The organism is Pseudoalteromonas sp. S1608 (genome assembly GCF_005887265.1).
GTDB lineage: Bacteria > Pseudomonadota > Gammaproteobacteria > Enterobacterales > Alteromonadaceae > Pseudoalteromonas > Pseudoalteromonas undina.
This window is the reverse complement of sequence record NZ_PNDK01000005.1, coordinates 25,888-46,885: the sequence shown is the minus strand read 5'-3', so window position 1 is coordinate 46,885 and position 20,998 is coordinate 25,888. Positions and strand designations below refer to the sequence as shown.

Annotated in this window: 20 protein-coding genes and 2 pseudogenes; 7 read left to right on the top strand and 15 right to left on the bottom strand. The window is 37.0% G+C overall.

Annotated features, from left to right (window positions below):
* The first annotated feature begins 18 nt into the window (after nt 1-18).
* Nucleotides 19-3,816: an SIR2 family protein gene (locus CWB75_RS03750; RefSeq protein ID WP_138569933.1), complete on the top strand. Its 3,798-nt coding sequence runs from the start codon at nt 19-21 to the stop codon at nt 3,814-3,816.
* Between the two features lie 103 nt (nt 3,817-3,919).
* On the opposite strand, the pseudogene CWB75_RS03745 reads toward CWB75_RS03750, so the two are convergent.
* Nucleotides 3,920-4,171 (bottom strand): annotated as a pseudogene (locus tag CWB75_RS03745) (iron-sulfur binding domain-containing protein); the annotation flags it as partial.
* A gap of 305 nt (nt 4,172-4,476) precedes the next feature.
* On the opposite strand from CWB75_RS03745, the gene CWB75_RS03740 reads away from it, so the two are divergent.
* Nucleotides 4,477-5,058, top strand: coding sequence for a hypothetical protein (locus CWB75_RS03740; RefSeq protein WP_138569932.1), 582 nt, complete (start codon nt 4,477-4,479; stop codon nt 5,056-5,058).
* A gap of 132 nt (nt 5,059-5,190) precedes the next feature.
* On the opposite strand, the pseudogene CWB75_RS03735 reads toward CWB75_RS03740, so the two are convergent.
* Nucleotides 5,191-5,430: pseudogene (locus tag CWB75_RS03735) on the bottom strand (iron-sulfur binding domain-containing protein); the annotation flags it as partial.
* Between the two features lie 71 nt (nt 5,431-5,501).
* On the opposite strand from CWB75_RS03735, the gene CWB75_RS03730 reads away from it, so the two are divergent.
* A complete protein-coding gene (locus tag CWB75_RS03730) occupies nt 5,502-7,151 on the top strand; it encodes a recombinase family protein (protein ID WP_004589241.1) in 1,650 nt (549 codons plus the stop codon).
* 77 nt (nt 7,152-7,228) lie between these two features.
* On the opposite strand, the gene CWB75_RS03725 is transcribed toward CWB75_RS03730, so the two are convergent.
* Complete coding sequence (locus tag CWB75_RS03725; RefSeq protein WP_004589242.1) at nt 7,229-7,432, bottom strand: hypothetical protein; 204 nt, start codon at nt 7,430-7,432, stop codon at nt 7,229-7,231.
* Nucleotides 7,433-8,012: 580 nt separating this feature from the next.
* On the opposite strand from CWB75_RS03725, the gene CWB75_RS03720 reads away from it, so the two are divergent.
* The 3 genes from CWB75_RS03720 to CWB75_RS03710 all read left to right on the top strand — a co-directional run bounded on the left by CWB75_RS03720 (nt 8,013) and on the right by CWB75_RS03710 (nt 10,497).
* Nucleotides 8,013-8,405, top strand: coding sequence for a hypothetical protein (locus CWB75_RS03720; protein WP_138569931.1), 393 nt, complete (start codon nt 8,013-8,015; stop codon nt 8,403-8,405).
* A 129-nt stretch (nt 8,406-8,534) separates the two neighbouring features.
* Nucleotides 8,535-8,819, top strand: coding sequence for a hypothetical protein (locus CWB75_RS03715; protein WP_138569930.1), 285 nt, complete (start codon nt 8,535-8,537; stop codon nt 8,817-8,819).
* Nucleotides 8,820-9,528: 709 nt separating this feature from the next.
* A complete protein-coding gene (locus CWB75_RS03710) occupies nt 9,529-10,497 on the top strand; it encodes a replication initiation protein (protein ID WP_138569929.1) in 969 nt (322 codons plus the stop codon).
* A 16-nt stretch (nt 10,498-10,513) separates the two neighbouring features.
* Here CWB75_RS03710 and CWB75_RS03705 read toward each other — a convergent pair whose 3' ends face one another.
* Nucleotides 10,514-11,392: a hypothetical protein gene (locus tag CWB75_RS03705; protein WP_138569928.1), complete on the bottom strand. Its 879-nt coding sequence runs from the start codon at nt 11,390-11,392 to the stop codon at nt 10,514-10,516.
* Nucleotides 11,393-12,199: 807 nt separating this feature from the next.
* Between CWB75_RS03705 and CWB75_RS03700 the strand changes: the two genes are divergently transcribed.
* Complete coding sequence (locus CWB75_RS03700; RefSeq protein ID WP_138569927.1) at nt 12,200-12,406, top strand: hypothetical protein; 207 nt, start codon at nt 12,200-12,202, stop codon at nt 12,404-12,406.
* A 742-nt stretch (nt 12,407-13,148) separates the two neighbouring features.
* On the opposite strand, the gene CWB75_RS19190 is transcribed toward CWB75_RS03700, so the two are convergent.
* From CWB75_RS19190 to CWB75_RS03640, 11 genes are all read right to left on the bottom strand, one after another.
* Nucleotides 13,149-13,364, bottom strand: coding sequence for a GDCCVxC domain-containing (seleno)protein (locus tag CWB75_RS19190; protein WP_076916053.1), 216 nt, complete (start codon nt 13,362-13,364; stop codon nt 13,149-13,151).
* Entirely contained in the window at nt 13,352-13,741 is a 390-nt protein-coding gene (gene merC / locus CWB75_RS03685) for an organomercurial transporter MerC (protein ID WP_024601094.1), read from the bottom strand. Before merC ends, CWB75_RS19190 begins: the two co-directional genes overlap by 13 nt.
* A 65-nt stretch (nt 13,742-13,806) precedes the next feature.
* Entirely contained in the window at nt 13,807-14,184 is a 378-nt protein-coding gene (locus tag CWB75_RS03680) for a MerR family transcriptional regulator (protein ID WP_010557530.1), read from the bottom strand.
* Nucleotides 14,185-14,442: 258 nt separating this feature from the next.
* Entirely contained in the window at nt 14,443-15,174 is a 732-nt protein-coding gene (locus tag CWB75_RS03675; RefSeq protein WP_024032682.1) for a MauE/DoxX family redox-associated membrane protein, read from the bottom strand.
* A gap of 33 nt (nt 15,175-15,207) precedes the next feature.
* On the bottom strand, nt 15,208-15,717 hold the full coding sequence (locus CWB75_RS03670) for a DUF305 domain-containing protein (protein ID WP_024032683.1): 510 nt from the start codon (nt 15,715-15,717) through the stop codon (nt 15,208-15,210).
* 140 nt (nt 15,718-15,857) lie between these two features.
* Nucleotides 15,858-16,376: a DUF411 domain-containing protein gene (locus CWB75_RS03665; protein ID WP_024032684.1), complete on the bottom strand. Its 519-nt coding sequence runs from the start codon at nt 16,374-16,376 to the stop codon at nt 15,858-15,860.
* 10 nt (nt 16,377-16,386) lie between these two features.
* A complete protein-coding gene (locus tag CWB75_RS03660) occupies nt 16,387-16,875 on the bottom strand; it encodes a YybH family protein (protein WP_008109928.1) in 489 nt (162 codons plus the stop codon).
* Nucleotides 16,876-16,897: 22 nt separating this feature from the next.
* Nucleotides 16,898-17,806: a CopD family protein gene (locus tag CWB75_RS03655; protein WP_138569926.1), complete on the bottom strand. Its 909-nt coding sequence runs from the start codon at nt 17,804-17,806 to the stop codon at nt 16,898-16,900.
* A gap of 11 nt (nt 17,807-17,817) precedes the next feature.
* Entirely contained in the window at nt 17,818-18,225 is a 408-nt protein-coding gene (locus CWB75_RS03650) for a copper resistance CopC family protein (protein WP_004588802.1), read from the bottom strand.
* A 22-nt stretch (nt 18,226-18,247) separates the two neighbouring features.
* A complete protein-coding gene (locus CWB75_RS03645) occupies nt 18,248-19,111 on the bottom strand; it encodes a copper resistance protein B (protein ID WP_036972184.1) in 864 nt (287 codons plus the stop codon).
* On the bottom strand, nt 19,108-20,931 hold the full coding sequence (locus tag CWB75_RS03640) for a copper resistance system multicopper oxidase (protein WP_036972186.1): 1,824 nt from the start codon (nt 20,929-20,931) through the stop codon (nt 19,108-19,110). The genes CWB75_RS03645 and CWB75_RS03640 overlap by 4 nt, the downstream gene beginning before the upstream one ends.
* Nucleotides 20,932-20,998: the final 67 nt, after the last annotated feature.

Sequence of the window (20,998 nt, the reverse complement as noted above, 5' to 3'; positions counted from 1 at the left end):
AAATAATATGGATTTTTCATGGCAGAACTTTTAATTCCCCAATCTTTAAAAAAATACTTAGCTAGCAATGACGTTATTCCTTTAATTGGTGCAGGTGTTTCGATGTCTGTCGATAATAAAGATGGAAGTAGAGCTTTCCCATCTTGGCCTGAATTGCTTAAAAGGGCTGCAAATAAGTTAAAAGATGAAAACCTAGATGCATATTCTCAAATGGTTAATTTGCAAGTCGAAACTGATATGTATCAAGCAGCTGCTGAAGTTGCTCAAACGCAGCTATCCGGTCGACGTTGGGTTGAATTTCTAAACTCTCAGTTTGCCATTGATTTCAAACTATTTGATGATAGTTGTAAAGCTTTACCTAAGGCTATTTGGCAATTAAGTAACAGAGTTGTTACTTTAAACTACGATAAAATTCTAGAGTGGGCTCATGAAGAGCCAGCCAATTTATGTGTTTTTGATAATGCTAATCATGGTCAGTTAGCTGCGTTTACCAGAGTGAATAGCAAAGAAATGCTTTGGCATTTGCATGGTAAGATCGAAAATCCTAAGCATATGGTGCTTACTCCACAATCCTATCATCGGTTATATCAAGAAGATGCTAAAGAACACTATCTAGCTGCGCTTACCAAGTTCAGAGAGCTGCTAAGCAATAAGGTTATCCTTTTTATTGGTTGTTCACTTGATGACGCAGAGCTATTAGCTGAAATAGCAAAACAAAATAAATTGTTTGATAATAATACTGGTCCTCATTATGCGCTGGTAAGAGAAAGTGATAAGCAGACAATTGATGCTAAATTGACTGGCATCCCAGTTAATACAATTACTTTTAGTGACTTTGGTCAACCGTTAATTGATGCTGTAGATCAATTGGTTGAATGCAAAAATCAACAAGAGCAGCAACCAAAAGAATCAATTCAACCACTTAAGGAAGAACCAAATAAGCACGATAAAATTGGTCTATTTACAGCCTCACCTTTAGATAAACCAATAGATGATTCGGATATCATCGCAAAACTTAAAAAGTTTAAACATCCAATTTCGCAACAAGCTTTTACTGAAAGTAACTTAATGGAGGCTGATGCTTATTCCATTTTATTTTTATTAGCCAAAACAACGAGTAGTGGATTGTTGATTGAAGACGACAACGCTTGTAGTGATTACTTAGCAATTGATGAACTAGAAAGTAGCTTACCAATTAATGCTAAAATAACAGTGTTGATCACAGATAAACTATTGAATAAGCAAGAACTAGAACAAGTTAAGTTTCCATTACTGGTTTTTCCTCTGTTAAATCAACAAGGCAAAGATCTTAAACCTCTTGATAAATTAGCGCATCAATTATTTAAAAGGCCGGATGTTAAACACTTCATTGATAAAAGTGATATTCAATCGGTGCATATTAGCGGTGAGTTATTAGAATCTCTGAAACCAGAAAACCGTCAGCATTGGCATAAGGATCAACCATTACTACCTAAAGGTATTAATACAAGTGAATTGCAAGGCTTTACAGGGCGTTTATCTGATTTAGCGGATATCAGCCAAAAGCTTGCTAAAGCAGCCAACAAACAAAGGTTATTAACAATTAAAGGCAGTGGTGGCTTAGGTAAAACAACAATAGCAAAAAAAGTGGCATTGGAATTAGCGAATCGCGGGCATTTTGATGCAGGTGTGAATTTTATTGATTGTGAACATATTTCAAGTAGCAATCAGCTTGAAATACACATCGGCAGTGCCTTTAACTTACGTGCCGCTGAAGATTTATTTGGTCACTTAGCAAAACATCATGATCAGCGACAGCGTTTACTGATTTTTGATAACTTAGAAAGTTTATTGTATTTAAAACAAGCGGATAAAAGCCAAAATAAGCAAGAAGTAGAACAAGTTAGGTTATTGTTATCGCAAACACTAATGTATGCAAATGTGTTGGTGACCTCAAGAGAAAGCATTAATACAGAGTGGGAAGATGTGTTGCCATTTCGGCAAATGGAATCTGAAGAAGCATTAGCATTATTTAATCGCCTAACTAAAAACGGTTATCGCAGTGATAAAGAGCAAGAGTTTGCGCGCAGAAAAATTCTAGAACCACTACTAAATAATAACCCGTTAGCCATTAAGTTAATTTGTGATGGTATGCCTGCTGGTAAAAGCTTAAAAGAGTTAAAGCAAGAGTTAGAAGACGACTTTTTTGATAAGGTTAAAGAAGAAGACTTAACTTTAATGTTTGACGATGAAGTTGATTTGAATATTAATCGTCAAGAGTCTCTTTATGTTTCTATTCTTTATTCTTACGGTTCATTGGAGGAACATCAGAAACGTACATTGGAATCCTTCTCGTTATTTCCTGACGGAATAGACCTCGATACGTTTAAACGTATAGTAACTGAAAGTAAAAGGAGGGATAGAAACGAAGAGGCAAATAAATTGAAAAAGCCGATTAGTGATAAAGATATTGCCGTTCTTACAAATAAATCATTAGTCGAAGCTTACGGTGGATTTTATTCATTACAATCGGTTATTCAACGTTTTGCTCGTTTTCGATTTGAACAATATACGACAGAAAAAGACAAACCTGAATTGTTCAGGCAAGCTTTTAAATACAATCAGCAGCTCATGGAGTTTATTTACAATCTCAAAAACACTAATAAAAAGTCGAATCTAATTTTCTCATCCCTTTTTAATAATTTGATAGCAGCGCTAACTTATGGCACTAAGGACAATGTAATCAGAAGTGAAGATGAATTAGAAGATTACTTTGAGATGGTTAAAAACATTAGTCTATTATCAAGCAACTTAAATCTAGATTCTGAATTTTTAGCTGCCTACGAAAAAATTAATATTGAAGGGCTTATAACAAAAAGTAATGAATTTCAGGTAAGACAGGTATGGAAGCTCATAAATATTAAGACGCGCTATTTTAACGGAGAGTTTGATGCTGCTTATGAGCAATTAAAATCTTTAATTACAATTGAGTCGTTATTGGCTCTTTCAGGAGAGTATGAGAGAGGCCGAGTACTCGAAAGAATTGTTTACAATATCGCAATTAATCTATATGAGATGGAAGGTTATTCACTTGATAGGGTTGCCCATAACATAAAGTTTAATTCATATCGGTACGTCACTATTGGTTCATGGAATGTGCAAGTTGCAATGAATGTTGAACCCTTAATGGACCTAGTTAAGACTGAGTCGAGTTACTACGAGGCTCAAGGTTATTTATATGGTGAAATCAATCTACATCAACTAAATCATTCCATTGATGATCTATATGAAAATCAGCATATGGAAAGGGTGCAGTTAACTTATCTTAAATCTCGTGCAACCTATGTAAACTTCGAAGCTATAGATAAGTTGGTTAGCGTAAACCCTTATACGCGAGGTTTAAAAAAGTTGATGTATGCTTTTTCATGCGAGCATGAGCTGTTGTCTGAGCTAGAACATAATGAGCTGAATGAGAATATAATTCGGTATTACCAATCAGCATTACCAGACCTAAGCCATATTAAGTTTTATTATGTGCAAGCTCTTTATTTTTATGCTCGATTTTTACAAAAAGCTGATAGTTTAGACTTCGAAACTATTTATGAACAAGGGCTAGAGTTAACTAAAAGGCATCATTATCGATATTGGCAACACAGATTTTTATTATTAAAACAACCCAACTTAGGACGTTATAAACCAGAAAATTACCCACTATCTGGAAACCTTGATAATTCGTCATTAATTGAAAAGCAAGCTAAGTGGATAAAACAAACTTATGGTACAAGCTTAAATCCATTCAATCAGGGCAACACTGAGTTAAAAGCGCTTCCAAGTTAAATTTTTCAATAGTATTTTTTAGATGGGAGAGTTTTATAACTCTCTCTGATAAGTTTTAATTCAGCAGTAAAGTAAGCTAAAATTAGATACTAATTAGTGTGACTTAAATTTCAGTCTTATCTTTAAACTCACACAAGTCTTCAATAATACAGCTGCCGCACTTAGGCTTACGCGCCACACAGGTATAGCGACCATGTAAAATAAGCCAATGGTGTACATCGACTTTAAATTCTTTGGGAATGACTTTTTCGAGCTTTTGTTCAACAGCAACTACGTCTTTACCCATGGCAAGCTTAGTACGGTTGGATACACGGAATATGTGCGTATCTACAGCGATTGTTGGCCAGCCAAAATATAATGAACGTAGAACGAAAATACTTACTTTTTCAAGACTGCTTTGAGCGAAAACCTGTCATTGATATTGAATAATATAAAAGTCAATTGGGTGATCAAACTCTGCTTTGCGCATATATTCACGAAAATGAGCGACGCGCGCATATTGTTCTATTTAACTTTACTTTAAAGTTTGAGAAAACTTAGTGATAGTAATACCTTAGGTAATTTGTTAAAACTATATAAAATAGATAAATGAGCGTTAAGTCGGCAGAAATATGCGCGATGAGCGCACTATTAAATTGTTAGCCATCAAAGGTGTACGTATTGAATATCGAAGAAATTGCAGAGTATGTCTGGAGTAAAAGCCAGATAGTTACCTTTGGTGAAGAGAGTAATTGGAATGAAGACTTATTCACGTTGAAATGGGCCAAAGAAAAACCATTCCTTTCTAACTGGAAGGAATCAAAGGCAGGTTGGTATTGGTTTTCGATAGATATGGATTACGATGAACTCCATGGGCTTGAGAAGCCTCCGTCCCTACCTGATAAAGGTTGTAATATTGGTTCTCTTACTCATATAAATAAAGAAATTTTTGGAGGCTCTTTATTATGCAAAGCGAAGTTAGGTGATATGGTAATTTATAACGGACACGAAGCTAATATCACCTCTAGAATTCGAGCTCATTTTGCTTTGAATAATAATAAAACAGGGGCTTTGGGGCTTAAACACTTTCCCCTCAGCCAAAAAAAATGGATTGTAAGGTATTTTTCATCAAAATGCTTTGCTGATATAGGAAGCAATGATAAAAAGAGAATTGAGTTGTTAATGAACTCATATTCGGGACGATGCGCTGTAGAATCCGCTTGGCGTGTAAAATACGGCTGGCCAGTATTGTGCAAGGAATAATGGCTAACAAGTTGCTTAAACGGAACTAAAACAGTGGGTTAGGTTTCGCTTCGCTTCACATTATAACCCACAATTTTAGTCCGCTTAGCAAGGCGTTACCACTGTCTGCAAATGGCACAAAGCAGGCTTTAATTACTCTGTTTTCTCTTTAAACTCACACAAATCTTCAATAATACAGCTGCCACATTTAGGTTTTCGGGCAACACAGGTATAGCGACCATGCAAAATGAGCCAGTGATGTACATCGACTTTGAATTCTTTGGGGATCACTTTTTCGAGTTTTTGCTCAACCGCAACCACATCTTTACCCATAGCAAGCTTGGTACGGTTTGATACACGGAAAATATGCGTATCTACAGCGATTGTCGGCCAGACAATGTATAATTAAACTAGATTGTGATACAGTCCTTTCATAATAGATAACTAACGATTTGAAAAGCCCTATGTCAGAAAAACCTTTGTTGTTCAGCTATGTGAGATTTTCTACTCAAGAGCAAGCCAAGGGACATTCCCTTAAAAGGCAATTAGATTATGCAAATAAAGTAGCTAAGGAAAGAGGATTATTATTGGATGAGTCTCTTACAATGAGAGATCTAGGCCTTAGTGCATATCATGGAAATAATATTAAAAAAGGTGCATTTGGAGTATTTTTAAAAGCGATAGAGGACGGTAATATCCCTTCAGGCTCAGTTTTGCTTATTGAAAGTCTAGATAGAATGTCAAGAAGGAAGGTCTCAGAATGCGCAAGTATTGTAACTCAGATAATCAATGCTGGTATTACAGTAATAACCGCAATAGACAACAAAGAATATAACAGCCAACTTATTGATGAAAACCCGTTTGAGTTACTTGCCATGTTGATGATCTTCATGCGAGCAAATGAAGAGAGTGAAACCAAATCTCAACGTGTACGAGATGTATTGAAACAGCAGTGTGATGATTGGAGTGCGGGCAAGCGTGGATTCAGAGTAAATTGTGGTAAGCCGCCTAGTTGGACTGTGTGGAATGATGATAAAAAAATATTTGAATTTGAGCCACATCATAAAAAAATTATGCTCCGCAAAATAGAGCTTTTTAAAAAAGGATATGGCGGCATAAAAATAGCAATGTTAATTAATAGTGAGTTTGGTGCAGGCACTATTCATCATACTGGTGCCAATGTATATAAAGAGGTTAAGCGTCGTTCACTTATTGGTGAGCTCAATGTAAAAGTAGGGAATGCAGAGTATGGCCTTAAAGGTTATTATCCTCCGCTGATGAGTGAATCTGAATTTAACTTTTTAGTCGCTGATTCATCTAAGCGTGGCGCTACTAAACAATCACAGAAGTTTGTTGGTATTTTATCTGGGGTAGGTGTATTTAAATGCGGCAATTGCGGAAAGTCTGTAGGTTCACATGTTGTTTATCGAAACAAATGTTTGAATGAAGTAAAAAGCAGCCATAAACGATATGGCTGTGTTGAAGCACGGCGAAAAAATAACTGTGAAATGAATTCAACCGTCCAAATTGATGTGATAGAAAAAGCAGTTGTCACTTTTTGCCAAGATAAGGTTAACCTACAGCGTATTTTGTTAAAAGGTGGAGATAGGGAGGCCATTAACAGCCAAGAGGCTAATCTTAGGGCGCGTTTAGTTAAAATTAATGGTGATATAGATTTATTTACTGAGGCTCTTCTGACTTTAAATGGAACTCCGCCACAGGCCATTGCTAACAAAATATCCAAACTTGAGTCTGAGGCACGTGATGTTGAGTCGCAGATTAGTATTAGTAAAAATAAGTTAGCTAGAATTGATAACTCATTTCGTGATGAAGTAACTGATCGGTGGTTATCAATTACTAAAAACCTTATAAAACTTTCCAACGACGAACGTCTAGCTATTCGTCAACTAGTTAAAGACACTTTTAAAAGCATCAGTTTACAATTAAATACATTTAGCGGCGATAAAGGTGGCCTCAATAATGTATTTGAGCGTCTGTTAGGTACCTCAAATGCTGATTACTTTGAGCTTTTACTTGAATTTCATAATGATAAGAGGCGTTTGTTACGTCTGCATAAACATACTGGTGAGCTAGTTAGTGGTTATGACTTTTGACGTAATTACGAAGAGGTCAGTTGCAAGTTTAACCTTGCAACAGGCCATACTTAATATTACTTAGCTAAAGGGCTTAGCTATTGAGGTTCTTTAAAATAATTAGGGTCAATACTTGTAAACTTAGAACAAAAGGTTTCAATAGTGTGGGCCAACATGGCTTCAAAGACCATTGACTCAACAACCATTCCTGACTGAATAATCTTACCTTGATTGGTAATTATCGCTAGCGCAAATCCTTTTTGCATTTGAAGTCCATCATTATTAGAAAAAATAATTTGCATAGAAACCTTTAATTTATTAAAAAAAGAATTGGTTAGCTTGAAGTTTTAATTAATCAAACTAATAGTACTATGATAACTAATTTCAATAAATTTCAAAAGTTTAGTGATTTTTTTGATGAACTTCTGAATACCTCCGCCAAATGGAGATTTACGTTTCATCTTGATTAAAATTCAGAAAAATATACAAAATTTTATTTAATTTTTTTTAGATAAATGGAGGATAAAGTAATTTTATTTGTGTTTTTTTTAAGCGATCGTTAGGGTTGGTTCATTAATTGTTCAATATTTTTATTATCAATAGGTAGGCTTAAGTTATTTTTCACACTGAATTATTTATGCACTTAAAGTGTAGGTTTACTTTCTGGACTTTTTAATAAGCTTGACTAAAACTATTGTTAGTATGGTCGCAGGTAATAGCCAAATAAAATCAGTCATATTGTTCATTCTCGAGGTGAAAGGTCCGTACTCAACATTAATGATTTTTATTATTTTTGCAAATTTAGCCAACATAAACGCAATTCTTCATTTTTACCCATCGCATGGCCCTAGTTAATTTCAGGACAATTAACGAGGACAAATCATGAAAAATATTAAATCTCAATTTATTCGCCAATACGTTCGAGCCAGTAGATCTCCGTGGGATGACTGCTCTACAATTTTATTGTTAGCAGATGTAGTTAATGAACAAACATTAGAGTTAAATTTCAATAATTACATCTATTTACATAGAGCTAGCGTTGGAAAAATACTTGGCATTAGTATTTCAAATAGTATGTTGGAAAAAAATCCAAGTTTTGATAATAGGTATTTAGAAGGGCACGACATGACGCTTTTTTTACTTATCTACATAGAGCAAATAACACAGTTTTGTGAGCTGTTCTCTGAGGAGTTTCAGCAAATATTTATGCAAACGCCAACTACATTTTTTGCAGCAGCAGAAAGTGATTGGGTCGATATTATCGACAATGCATAACCCCCTAAGCGAACATTTGTTCGCTTTTTTAAAAATATTTTTCGTAAACCGTTTTAAATACCCATGTCTGATTTTATTTACTAATACGTTATCGATTTTGATAACAAACCACACAAGGATAGTGAACACATGAAACATGCATACGTATCAACATTGGATTTTTTAAATTTATTACAAACATTTTGCCGAGTAATTACCACGAATGACCATCAGATAAACTTATTAGAATTACGCAGTGATAATGCGAATTTAAATGAGCTATGGGAGGTTATTGGCCCTGAAATTACAGCGAATAAAACACTAAATGAGTTTGCTATGCGAAAACTCGCTTATGAGCTCATGCACAGCCTAATTAGCCACCCAATAGAGCGTGTGGAGCTGCCGTGCGACTTTGAAGATGATGTTTTTTCTTAGGGTTAAATTGGAAAAAATTAGCGACTGAAACTGAGGTCACAATGGTTATTTTCAAAATAAAAATAACAAGCCTAATCATATCTCCCCAAATATGCCGTGAATCATTATTTGCTGATTCGCTGCCCTAACTGCAATAGCGTTTAATAGGGCATTTTACTCAGTTACTGAGTATCAAACCTGGGAGGAGGTCCTGCGCAAATACAGGATTTCGTTACGGTGGCTCAAAAGCGCAGTCATTGTAATCATGTTTGGCAGGGCGCATAGGTCAAATGCAAAGGGGAGGTAGATACGTCTACCTCCCTTTTGCGTATTTCAGTAAGTCAGTTAGTTCACTCAGTAGCCTCATTACAAATCATAGTGGCGTGGTCAAAAAAATTAAAAAAATAATTAATTTATTTTTTAACCGCCAGAAATGAATTAATAAATCTATAAAAGTGCCAAATGAGTCTTTATTTTATCTTTTTCTATTTTAATACTTTTAGAGGGTCATAAGCTTGTGTAATGAAATGAAATATTTAAGTGTTTGGTGGGCAATTTATATGTTTATTGTGGCACTTTATACGAAATGAGTAGGCAATTTATACGGTTTAGGGGGACACCTTTACCGTGAATAAATAAAAATTTTATTTATCAAAAAACTTACCGAAATTTCTTTTATTGGTTGGGCCGCGGTTAGCATAACAGCATCAACCAGAAATGAGGTAGAGAAATGAGCAGTAAAAATTCTCCAAAAATTGTTTTCGCTAATAAATTATTACATGCGGGTTATTCGCTAGAGGTTAATGAGCAGCGATTAATAAATCTAGCGCTGTCTAAAGTAAATTCAAAAAAGCCTAACCCAGGAAAAATTGTGATTTATCCAACAGAATATGCCAAGTGTTTCGGCCTCAATAAAAGCAGTGTCTATGAGCAGCTGAGCGCAGCTGCAGAGTCACTAAGAGATAAATCTGTCACTATTTTAGACGATAGTGGGACGTCGCTTTCAATCCCCTGGGTGAGCAATGCTAGATATGAAAAGGTGAAAAATCAGGGCTCGTTTATCACATTGGAGTTCTCAAAAGACATCGAGCCCTATATTTTTAATATTGAGGGTGATTTCACAAGATTATATTTTCATAACACAGTAAAACTTAACACGTTAGCATCATTTCGGTTGTATGCACTCCTAAACGAGGTGCGAAATTATAAAAATTACAAACGACGGGGCTCTGTAGTCCTGAATTTACAACTACCAGAGATGAAGCAGAGATTATTTTTATCTGAATCATACGGAGCATGGCGGGATTTTAAAAATCGCGTATTGCTACCGGCTATTGAAAAAATCAATGCTCACACAGATATATGCGTAACGTTTAGGCCAAAAAAAATGGGCAATTGTATTACTGCGATTGAGTTTGCGTACTTCACCCAATGCCCTAGTAAAAGTGAACATATAGCACGGCCGAATCTATTTCGCCGCCCTAAAGTCAAAAAAGGGTCAGCTAAAGAAGGTGTCTGGGCTCGTGAAAACCTCAAGCTATTAAGAACCTATGAGTTGTTAAAACAGAATCAAAACCCTGATTTTAGGTTGGCAAAAGTCGATATAAGGCGCTGTATAACGTATGCAAAAATCCTTGGTGACGATGAAACTAAGGTTTTTTACTCTAAACAATTGAACAAAAAAACCATAACGCCTTAATGTTTATACTACTGCATTACGAGTAAAACATTTCATTAATTTCTTCACACAATTTAGTTCGGTATATTATTGAGGCACGCAGCAGCTCAGCATCACTTTCACTGAGAAGTGGTGCTCGTGTTTTTTTGTCGTAACGTTCAGGTAGCTCCGTAAGTAGCTGCTCATGTAATCGTTTTATATCATCAAAAATTTTGACCGACTGAGAGAATAAAAAAATCTTACTGTAATCGCGATTTCTTAACGAGGCCAAATATTTTAGTAAAGTGACCTGTCGTGCCGTTTTATTTTTAAATGAATGCTCAATTTCAATTGCTGCAACAGAGCCATCTAGGAGTCGCACAGCACCATCCACAGTTCGTGTATCAGATAGGTTATTAATACGTTTAAATTCAGGCTCGGTAATAAACCCATTCCACATTGGTGCGTACGTTTCATCACTGTGGTAATTATGTATACCGCGCAGCATGACAAATGCGTTTATAAGGTTGTGTACTACATTATTTTGGTTGAACTGCAGAGCAGGGTTTTTATTACTCCTAAAATACACGTCGATGCCCATTAACTCCTCGGCAAATTTGGCAGCAGTATAGGTAGGAACATAGACACGACCATCTGGGCTTCGATGTGTTTTTACCACACGCAGCAAACTATCCTTTTCTAGCCGGTTTAAATGCTCTAATGCCAACCGATGATTGATGCCATATAACCAACGAACAATGCCTGGGGTAATAATGGAAAATCGAATCGCGATTAATACGGTCAACCTAGTTCGGTTAACCCCTTTTTGATGATTGTTTGCGCCTGGATAATACCGCATATCAATATCAAAATAGCGAGGGTAGTGAGTGAGAAGTAGGTTGTTCGTTTCTAAATCTTTTGATGGTTTCTGAGTCAATTCACAAAATCCTTTTAGTGAGTTAATTATTAAAATTAACTAGCACCGCAACACAAAAATTATCATCATTTTATAATTACATTGCCGTTTTTCATTCCGAGATGCTCTGACAGCATGCACGGAATCATTGTCGCGATAATTATCGCAACAAAGCCGCTTTCAGCGGATGGTTTCCCAACTTCGTTGTTCAACCATAGGGTCTAAAACGCCCGTCAGCTCTGGTGTTGCTCCGCAACGAGCTGACTCGACGCGCTATCGCGCTAGCGTTGTAGACCCCGCGCGAATGTACGAGCTACGCTCCGTACTGACCGCCATACTGCCGCTTCAGACAATGCGATGGGTGCCCCATTATCCGCATTTTTCTTCGCTTTTATTTTCTACGAAAATAGATGGTTCGATATCAATTTGTGCCAAATTTTAATCGAATTTCGCTGATGCGAAACACTATCGCGGTCAGTACAGACCAGCTGTACATTCGCGCTTTCTCCATGTGTCTACGGCTTCGCCTACACCACATTACGCGCTTGTTGGCCTCATTCTGAGGCGCTATTTTGCAGTTTTTCGTGCCGAAAAATGCGTTTTTAAGAGCGTCTTGCAGACAGAAATCGCCTTCAAAATAAACTTAATAATGTGTTTTTTAGAAAAGAATAAAGGGTTCTTACTTAATAAAATTAGGTGGAATAAGGGAAAGGTTAATTACTTAATTCAAACTGTTTGTTGCTGAGCTGCGCAGTCAAACAAGTTTGATTTTTATCACGAAATTATTAAATTTGAAAGCATAAATTAATAATTAAGAAGGTTTAAAAAATGAAAAACGACGCTAATGATATTGCTATTAATCCCTCAACAGGATTACCTATCACAAATGCGAGCGCTAATATCGTAGATGTTGGTGGCAATGTGGTGGGCCAACCTGATAGGGTCATGACTGTTTATGAGATTGAAGAGTCGATAAGTGATTCAAACAATGATGACTGTTTTGATGCTTTTGACCCGCTCGATGACGGTTTTTAATGCTCAAAATATTGAAAACTATTAATCAATATCGAATAGAAGTCGTCTATTCGACTATTGCATTCATTGGCTCAGCTATACTATTTTTTCAATATCAATCAACTCAAAATTTTGCGTGGTTTATTTCGCTCACTTTATTCTGTAGCAAAATGGCTATTGGCATAATTAACTATGAGCAATATTGCCAAAGCAATAAGCGTAGTATGAAGATAGCGCTCAAATATTTGTTATTTAAATTTGTATAAAACCTGTTTATTTGTCCTAAACACAAAGCGCTCCGAGTTAATCAGGCGCTTTTTTAGTTTTATAAGTATTTAAGTTTTTGACCAGTCTGCCTTTAAGCTAGTTAAAATATTTTGATTCGACAAACATCAACGTATAAATTATGAAATATTAGATATCAAGTGTGGGCTTGTGGGTACCATCATTTCAGATGATTTTGAGCCACAGCTTGAGAATAACTACAATTTGAAGTAAAACAGGGCACAAAAATTGATATTTTTGATTAGAGCTTCAATTTTAATTTAGAGTAAAAGTATTTTCAGTTAGTGCCAGAGTAGGTCGGATAAGCTAAGCGCCATCAGACACAGTAAAATACTTTACCAATTATTATGTTGTCGAGTGGCTGGAGAGTGCCAAAAGCAGCCCTTGAGTGACTTAGTGATAAAGGCTGCAATGATACGATTGCTGACATTTCACTATTTCTTTTTATGCCTTCTCATTGCCATTAATAGACTGTCATTTAGCTATCGCAACAACTTTGACCTTCTTGAATTGGCGGGCATTTCACTGTTCCATAAGAGCAATATACGCAACAATCGCCTTTCAAAGGCTTTAGGAGAACTTTGCAAGATTCACATTCATAATACCACTGGCAAGCGTTGGTTGGCATTTCTTCAGTTTTACTGAAGCCACACTCAGGGCAAGTAATGGTAGAATTTAACTCTATACTTTGCATGTTTGCTCCTTCAAAGGTTTAACAATGTCTAATACGGACATTACAATCATCAAACAAATACCTACATAAAACAAATAAGTGCTCCATTCGTATTGCCATAGTGGATAGAGGGTTAACAAAACCGCTATAGGGCCAATAACCCCAAGAATACCTCTCGCATGATTTTGGTTTTTATACCAGTTATACAAATTTACCAACAATGCCAGAGTTGCAAATATAGGTAACAAGGTATTTACAGCAATTCCCTCAAAGTGAGAGAGAAAGCCTAATCCTAATGCTGATGCTAACGAGCCGAGTGCGGGGAAGCACCCCGTACAACTAAGAGCCGCAAGCCAAACACCACCTGAGCTAACTTTATCTAAAATCTTATTAATCATTTTTAACGTCTAACATTATTTGAATGATTTGAGTATGAACTCCGTAGGTAGGTACGGAGTCAATACTATTTTAGCGAATCGATTATTGGGCAGTGGGATTGATCGTTATTGTTGCGGCATGAATTAGTCATTTCTTTTATGACGACTTCTAAGCGTTGAAGGTCAGCTATCTTATTTTGAATTACGTTCAATTTCAGCAAGCCTAGGGATTCTACTTTGGCACAATCGCCATCCATTGACATCAATGAAGCCACTTCTTTTAGAGTAAAGCCAAGTGCTTTGGCCTTACAGATGAATTGTAATTGTTTGGTGATTGAGTCGTCATAGACACGATAACCATTTTGAGGTTTTTGAGGCTGTTTTATCAAGCCTTCCCGCTCATAAAACCGTATAGTTTCTACGCCTATATCAAGTTCTTTAGCCAACTTGCCTATTGTTTTCATCGTCCAACCATAAAATCAACTTTAATCATGACATTAGTATATCAATACGAAGTAAAATTGCTCGAACTACAATGACTGGTTTTCGCTCATAGCAGTCTGCCTGATGAAGTCTAAACTTATTCACTTAAACTGTGAGATCTGATATGAGCTAGTACAGCTGATATGCTATTTACGACAAAGTCGCTCGGTAATTAGAGCGACATAATCCCTTGGTAATCACACTAGTACATCATCATGTTTTTAAATTAAAGCTGTTGTTTACTTAACAAACATCCAAATACCGGCAGCGATCATAAACAGGTTTTCTGTTAGGGAGATAAACCCTAGTGGTACGTTACTGTCACCGCCTACACACGCACATTTTAACTCTCGTTTATCTATATAGACTGCTTTTATCACTGAAACAGCACCAACCCCACCTATGAACAATGAAATAGGGGCAATAATATAGGCTGGTAATCCGGCTATCATTCCAATGCCAACAAATGCTTCTAAAAATGGGTAAACATAGGCGTACCTGACTACTTTCATAGCGACTAAGTCATAGGTTATAAATGAATTAGTAAAGCTAAATAAGTCTTGAAGCTTTTGTATTGCTAACACTGCCATTGTTAGGGCTACAAACAGTTCAGCGGTTTGCATTGATAATAAGCTATTATTCGCTGCAAAACTAAATGCCACACTAAGCAAAAAACTAACCGAAAAAATCGCAATCACGGGCGTGTAAGTTGTACCTTCTTGCCCAGCTTTTGGCTTATCAAAGTAATCGAGTAAGTCGTCATAGCCACCTATACGTTTATTATCAATAAATGTTTGAGGTGTAGTTTCTACACTGTGTTGTTTTTTAAATTCATCTGTTTGCTCTCGAGAAGTTAATAGCTGATCATCAACTGTATATCCCTCTCGCTCTAGTAGGTCTTTTGATTTTAAACCAAACGGACAAATATGCTCATCTGTGGCCATTCTAAAAAGTTGGGCTGATTTACTCATGTTTAGCTCCCTTTTATGTATTGGTATAAAATTTTACTTAGCATTAAAATCCGGTACGGTCCTAGATTGTGCTTGCTCCTGAGTTTCTGCTAGGCCATTTTTCTCTATATCCTTTAGTAACCACTGCATTTCTTTAATCTCACGACGCTGTGCCTCAATAATATTTGTTGCAAGCTCTTGGACTCGCTTATCTTTGATTTTTGCCCTTTCACTGGTGAGTATTGCAATTGAATGATGTGGGATCATCGCCGACATCCATGAGCTATCATCAACAGTCGCTTGTGATCGAACTAAAAATAAACTTCCCGCAAATACGGTAACACTAGCAATGAGTACTGTTATATTTTTCTTTTTATCTTTATACATATTGAGCATGAAAAGTAGCATTATCACTGCCATCATGGCTCCCATATAAAGCGCCATATAAGTGCGAGTTTCACTAAAAAAAACATGACTTAGCTGATAAGTATTCAAATACATCAGTACAAACATGACTAATGTTGATGTGGCTATCATTAAGAAAAACTTTAAATACTGCGACATTAGATGGCTCCTTTCTATCATTTACTTTGTATATCATTTATACCAATGGGTAATTCTTACAGGTTATTAGGCGTAAACCCACTATATATTTAATCATTGAATCAATGTTTAATATTACATCAAGAGTTGTGCCATAAGTGTTAAAACTGCTCAGCGTATTTGCTAATATGCTTATAAGTATTTTGCTGTAAATCGTGCGTAAGCATTTCAATATTATATTTATAAAAGCGATCGCCCATTTCCATACCTGGCGTACCAGCAGGCATAGCGGGAACAGAGAGCCCTATCGTCTTTTCAGGATGTTGTTCAGCTAAAAACTGTTTTATATGTTTGGCGGGAACATGACCTTCAAATACAAATCCATCGGCTGAAACGGCTGTATGGCATGACCGCATATTTGATTTTATTTGATACTGAGATTTAATCGTCCCCATGTCATTGACGTTAATTGCTTTTGTTTGAATATTGTTTTCGCTCAAATGAGCAATCCACTTATTACAACATCCACAATTTTTACTTTTATAAACGGTAAGCTCAATTTTAGGTTTTTCTGAATTCTCATAAGTTATTAATGCTTTATGTTGTTTTTCGATACTTATCGCCGAAAATGACATAGTTAATGATAAAAATAACGCTGAGGTAATGTAGATTACTCGCATTGTTAACTCCTTAATTTGACCAATGAATATGAGTGATTTTCCAACCTGTATCGGTGTTTTTTAATGTGATTGATTCCATTCCCATAGACTTAATATCTTTTCCTTTGTACTTTCCTTGAGTTTTACTTCTTGAAATTGAGTAAGCTATGTCTCCATTTGTGTAAACTTGATGCTCTAGTAGTTCACTATTAACAGCACTTAAGAATTTCATATCCGCTATCATATGATGTTTCGCGTATTCATCTGCAGAACGCTCAACACTTCCGCCTTCAAAAATGATGACATCGTCGGCCAGTAATTTACGTGCAGCTTCGCGATTACCTTGTTTTAGAGATGCATGAAATAGGCTGACTGTTTTTGCAGCCTCGCTATCAACATTGACAAAGGCCTTGCCTTTTTTTGAATATTTTTCATCGTCATGTGCACTAACAGTAAAAGAACTAACAGTGCTAAAAATTAGTAGCAATAAAATTTTTAAATTAAAGGATTTAATTAACATACGTTTCCCTTTTTATTAATCGTTAAATAGGCGGACCAACAAGTGTGGTAAATACACTTGTTGTAATAAGTACAAACAGGGCAATTACTATTTCAACAGTAATCGAGCGTTTTAATATACTTATATGGTGTTGTTGAGTGATTTGCGGGACTAAAAAAAGCTTATGCCATGCACCTAGGAGCAGCATCGCGCTGACGAGTAACAGCTTTAATAAAATTAGTTGCCCATAATCTGATGTAAACAATGCAGAAAATGACTCTAGGTACTGCAGGAGCAGAGTTAAGCCCGAAATAAGTAGTACAAATACAATAACAATAGCGAGTTGACCAAAGTAATGCATTAACCGCTTTACTTCACTGGTAGGTAGTAAAGTGCAGCTTTTGTAAAGCGGCCACAATGACCCTAACCAGCTCGCAATGGCAATAAGGTGAAAGGTTAAAATACTTTTCACTAACCCATTTTCGTTTGCGCTGTGCCCAGTAAAAGTGAAGCTATAAGCGATAAACCCAAGCATGATTAGTATAACGGCATCGTTTTTATAACCTGCTACGTTATCATCTGATTCCACATTCCACATACATGCGCTAATTAGAGCAATAATAAGCGCTGGTATTCTAAACCTTGCTTGGTCACCTATGACTGATTGCCAAACAATTTCAAGCATAAAGGGGTCAAACATTCCCATAAAGCCTGATTCAGCCATTGCTCCAGCTTCTATAGGTACTTGTAAAAGTGCAGCAATACTACCTGTAACTACACACGTAATTTGCCAACGTTTTAAGAACTGATGAAAGCTAATTAAGTGATGCCCTGCAACATTGCTGTTGCCACACATAAAGCGCATTAATAAAGTGCCCGCAAGCCCTACAATTGCTATATAGCTTGCTAGTTTTAATAATAGTAAGAGCACTGACCATTCACTTAATTGCATGATGTTGCTACTTAATGATTATGTTTGCTGTGGGTATTAGATTGTTCTTGCATCATCTTATGCGATTCATTTTTATGTACCATAAATCTAAACGTGCCAGTCATTTTATGTCCATCACCACCCAGTGCTGTCCATTTAACCGTGTAAGTGCCTTGGGCTAGGCTCGGTAATGACCAATTAAAGTCTGTGCTTGGGGTGGCGCTGGGTTTGAAATCAAAGTTTATTGTTTTATTTTTTTCATCTTTGATGATGACTTTTGCTAGCCTTACTTCACCACTAAAAATTAACGAAAGTTCCTCTGGTCCTTGCATTAACATGGCTTCTTGTGCAGGTATTGATTGCTTGAGTGATATATGCGCTGATGCGGAAAATGTAAGCACTAAACCTAAAATGGCTACTGCAGAGTTAAAAAACTTCATAATTACCTCTTATTTAAAATGATTAAAACCAAAATTTAATACCCGCAACAAATGCGGTGTTGTTGCTACTTTGTCCACTTGATGTGGCATAGTCGGCGGTATTGCCAAATTTATTGCCCCATTCAACGCCAATATAGGGCGCAAACTGGCGTGTAAATTCATAACGAACCCTAAAGCCAATCGCGCTGCTTGATAGGCCACTTCCAAGCTCGTTTTGTTTATCGTTTTTGCCATAAAGTGTAATTTCGGCTCGCGGTTGTATAATTAGCTTTTGCGTGAGTAGTAGTTCGTACTCTGCCTCTAACGTAAATGCGGTATTGCCTCGCTCACCTACGTATGCTGTCATATCAAGTTCAAACCAATAAGGGGCTAAACCTTGTAAGCCAAAAGCCAACCATTGCCGATTTTCACCTTCTTTATTGTAATCAAGACGAACACCTGCTTGAGTATCCCAATATGCTGATACGGCGTGACCCCATAAAATATCGGTTTGGTTTTCTTCAATACTTCCTTCGCTGAAATCACCCTCGGTTTTAATTACCAATCGATCAAAGGTAGTGCCGTACCATGCTTGTAAGTCAAATACACCTGCGTTTGCTTGCTCGTTATATTCAAGACGATCGCCTAGTAATGCGTAAAATGGATGCTCATCAGCGAGTGTTAATCGCTCATTGCCCTCAAGCGCATATGGGCCTTCTGTTAAAGTTGTTCCCGCAGAGTAAGCATGGGGGTCTCTTGCATCTTTAGGTGCACTTCCTCCTTGTGGTTGCATCTTAGCGCTATTCATTTGTGCCATTTCACTTTGCGCTAATAAAGGGAAACTAATTAATGAAGCCCCAGTTAACATTAATAAACTAAATGATTTAGATAGTTTTAATTGTTTCATGATACGACTACCTCTCTAAACATGCCGGCATCCATATGGAATAATAAATGGCAATGCCAAGCCCAGCGCCCTACATCGTGAGGGGTGGTTAAAAAGCTGATTCTTTGTGCGGGTTGAACAGGTATTGTATGACGTCGCACTTGCACATCACCTTGCTCGTTTTCTAAATCACTCCACATACCATGCAGATGCATAGGGTGCGTCATCATGGTATCGTTTTGTAAAATAACTCTTAAACGTTGGTTATGCTTCATATGCACTGGCGTGCTTTTACCAAATTCTAAGCCATCAAATGACCAGCTATAACGTTCCATATTTCCGGTTAAATGCAACTCAATTTCAGCTTCTGGCTCTTGCTGGTTAGTGACCCCTTCAAGTGAGTGTAAATCTGCAAGTGTTAAAACACGGCGACCATTTTTACGTAAACCAATACCAGGATCATCAAGATTTGTTCTAGGCATATCAACGCGCATATCAACTGAAGCTCCATACTCCGTTTTGGCATGACGCACTTTAGGGCTGGCAACTGCCAATGGGTTTTCAGACATACCATGTTTGCTATGATCCATCGCCATTGCACCGTGCTCCATAGCGCTATGATCCATTTCTTTAGAGTTCATACCTGACATGCCAGCCATACCTGCCATTGCAGAATGCTCACCGCCGTGGGTCATATTGCCCATCATATCGGTCATCGTTAACCATTCAACAGGGTCAAGTGCAGGTACTGGCGCATCAATATTAGGCGAGCTTGATAAAGTTCCTTTTGCGTAACCAGAGCGATCCATACTTTGAGCAAAAATCGTATAGGCATCATTTTTAGGCTCAACAATTACGTCGTAGGTCTCACCAGGGCCGAATCTAAATTCATCAACTGTCACTGGTTCAACGTTTTGCCCATCAGCTTGTACAACTGTTAGTTTTAGTTCTGGAATACGAACGTCAAAAAAAGTATTGCTTGAGCCATTAATAAACCTAAGTCTTACTTTTTCTCCAACTTTAAACATTCCTCGCCAATTTGACATTGGCGTACTACCGTTCATTAAAAAGGTCATTGCTGATGCAGATAAGTCAGCTAAATCTGTAGGATTCATTCTCATTTGATTCCACATTTTGCGGCGTTGCAAAGCATTCGAAACACCGCTATTTGAAACGTCATCAAAAAATTCTGGAACAGTGGGCTGATTGAAGTTAAATACATCACTCTGTATTTTTAATTTGCGGAACAGCGCCATTGGGTCATCATCAGTCCAATCAGATAATTGAATAACATGCTCGTTATCTGCACTAATAATATCTTTTTCTCGCGGTTCAATAATTAATGCACCGTACATGCCAGTCATTTCTTGAAAGCCACTATGTGAGTGATACCAATATGTACCGCTTTGTTGTAATTTAAATTTATAAACAAAGGTTTCGCCAGGCATAATGCCTTTAAAACTGATACCAGGTACGCCATCCATTTGATACGGTAAAATAATGCCATGCCAATGAATTGAACTCGGTACTGATAACTTATTTGTTACTCTAATAGTAACGTCATCGCCTTCTTTGAGGCGCAAGGTAGGGGCGGGTATAGAGCCATTGATAGTTGTCGCCATACGTACTACGCCAGTAAAGTTAACCGGCGATTCATCTATAACCAGATCAATTACTTTGCCGCTAAGTTCGGGCACAGTGCCTGTTATTGTTCCTGTTACTAAAGATGATGCAGCATGTAATACACTCGGAAAAGCAGCAAGTACACCTCCTGCAATTAAGCCTTGAACAAATCGTCTTCGTGGTGTGCTAACCTGTTGTGATGACTTTTTAAACCCCATTTCCTTACTCCTTCATACCAGAATATGTATTGAGTATAGAAAATAGACCTGTCTTAAACATGACGCG

Coding starts and splice junctions, on each gene's coding strand:
- CWB75_RS03750 (WP_138569933.1), top strand. CDS start 19: ATGGCAGAACTTTTAATTCCCCAATCTTTAAAAAAATACTTAGCTAGC.
- CWB75_RS03730 (WP_004589241.1), top strand. CDS start 5,502: ATGTCAGAAAAACCTTTGTTGTTCAGCTATGTGAGATTTTCTACTCAA.
- CWB75_RS03725 (WP_004589242.1), bottom strand. CDS start 7,432: ATGCAAATTATTTTTTCTAATAATGATGGACTTCAAATGCAAAAAGGA.
- CWB75_RS03720 (WP_138569931.1), top strand. CDS start 8,013: ATGAAAAATATTAAATCTCAATTTATTCGCCAATACGTTCGAGCCAGT.
- CWB75_RS03715 (WP_138569930.1), top strand. CDS start 8,535: ATGAAACATGCATACGTATCAACATTGGATTTTTTAAATTTATTACAA.
- CWB75_RS03710 (WP_138569929.1), top strand. CDS start 9,529: ATGAGCAGTAAAAATTCTCCAAAAATTGTTTTCGCTAATAAATTATTA.
- CWB75_RS03700 (WP_138569927.1), top strand. CDS start 12,200: ATGAAAAACGACGCTAATGATATTGCTATTAATCCCTCAACAGGATTA.
- CWB75_RS19190 (WP_076916053.1), bottom strand. CDS start 13,364: ATGCAAAGTATAGAGTTAAATTCTACCATTACTTGCCCTGAGTGTGGC.
- merC (WP_024601094.1), bottom strand. CDS start 13,741: ATGATTAATAAGATTTTAGATAAAGTTAGCTCAGGTGGTGTTTGGCTT.
- CWB75_RS03680 (WP_010557530.1), bottom strand. CDS start 14,184: ATGAAAACAATAGGCAAGTTGGCTAAAGAACTTGATATAGGCGTAGAA.
- CWB75_RS03675 (WP_024032682.1), bottom strand. CDS start 15,174: ATGAGTAAATCAGCCCAACTTTTTAGAATGGCCACAGATGAGCATATT.
- CWB75_RS03670 (WP_024032683.1), bottom strand. CDS start 15,717: ATGTCGCAGTATTTAAAGTTTTTCTTAATGATAGCCACATCAACATTA.
- CWB75_RS03665 (WP_024032684.1), bottom strand. CDS start 16,376: ATGCGAGTAATCTACATTACCTCAGCGTTATTTTTATCATTAACTATG.
- CWB75_RS03660 (WP_008109928.1), bottom strand. CDS start 16,875: ATGTTAATTAAATCCTTTAATTTAAAAATTTTATTGCTACTAATTTTT.
- CWB75_RS03655 (WP_138569926.1), bottom strand. CDS start 17,806: ATGCAATTAAGTGAATGGTCAGTGCTCTTACTATTATTAAAACTAGCA.
- CWB75_RS03650 (WP_004588802.1), bottom strand. CDS start 18,225: ATGAAGTTTTTTAACTCTGCAGTAGCCATTTTAGGTTTAGTGCTTACA.
- CWB75_RS03645 (WP_036972184.1), bottom strand. CDS start 19,111: ATGAAACAATTAAAACTATCTAAATCATTTAGTTTATTAATGTTAACT.
- CWB75_RS03640 (WP_036972186.1), bottom strand. CDS start 20,931: ATGGGGTTTAAAAAGTCATCACAACAGGTTAGCACACCACGAAGACGA.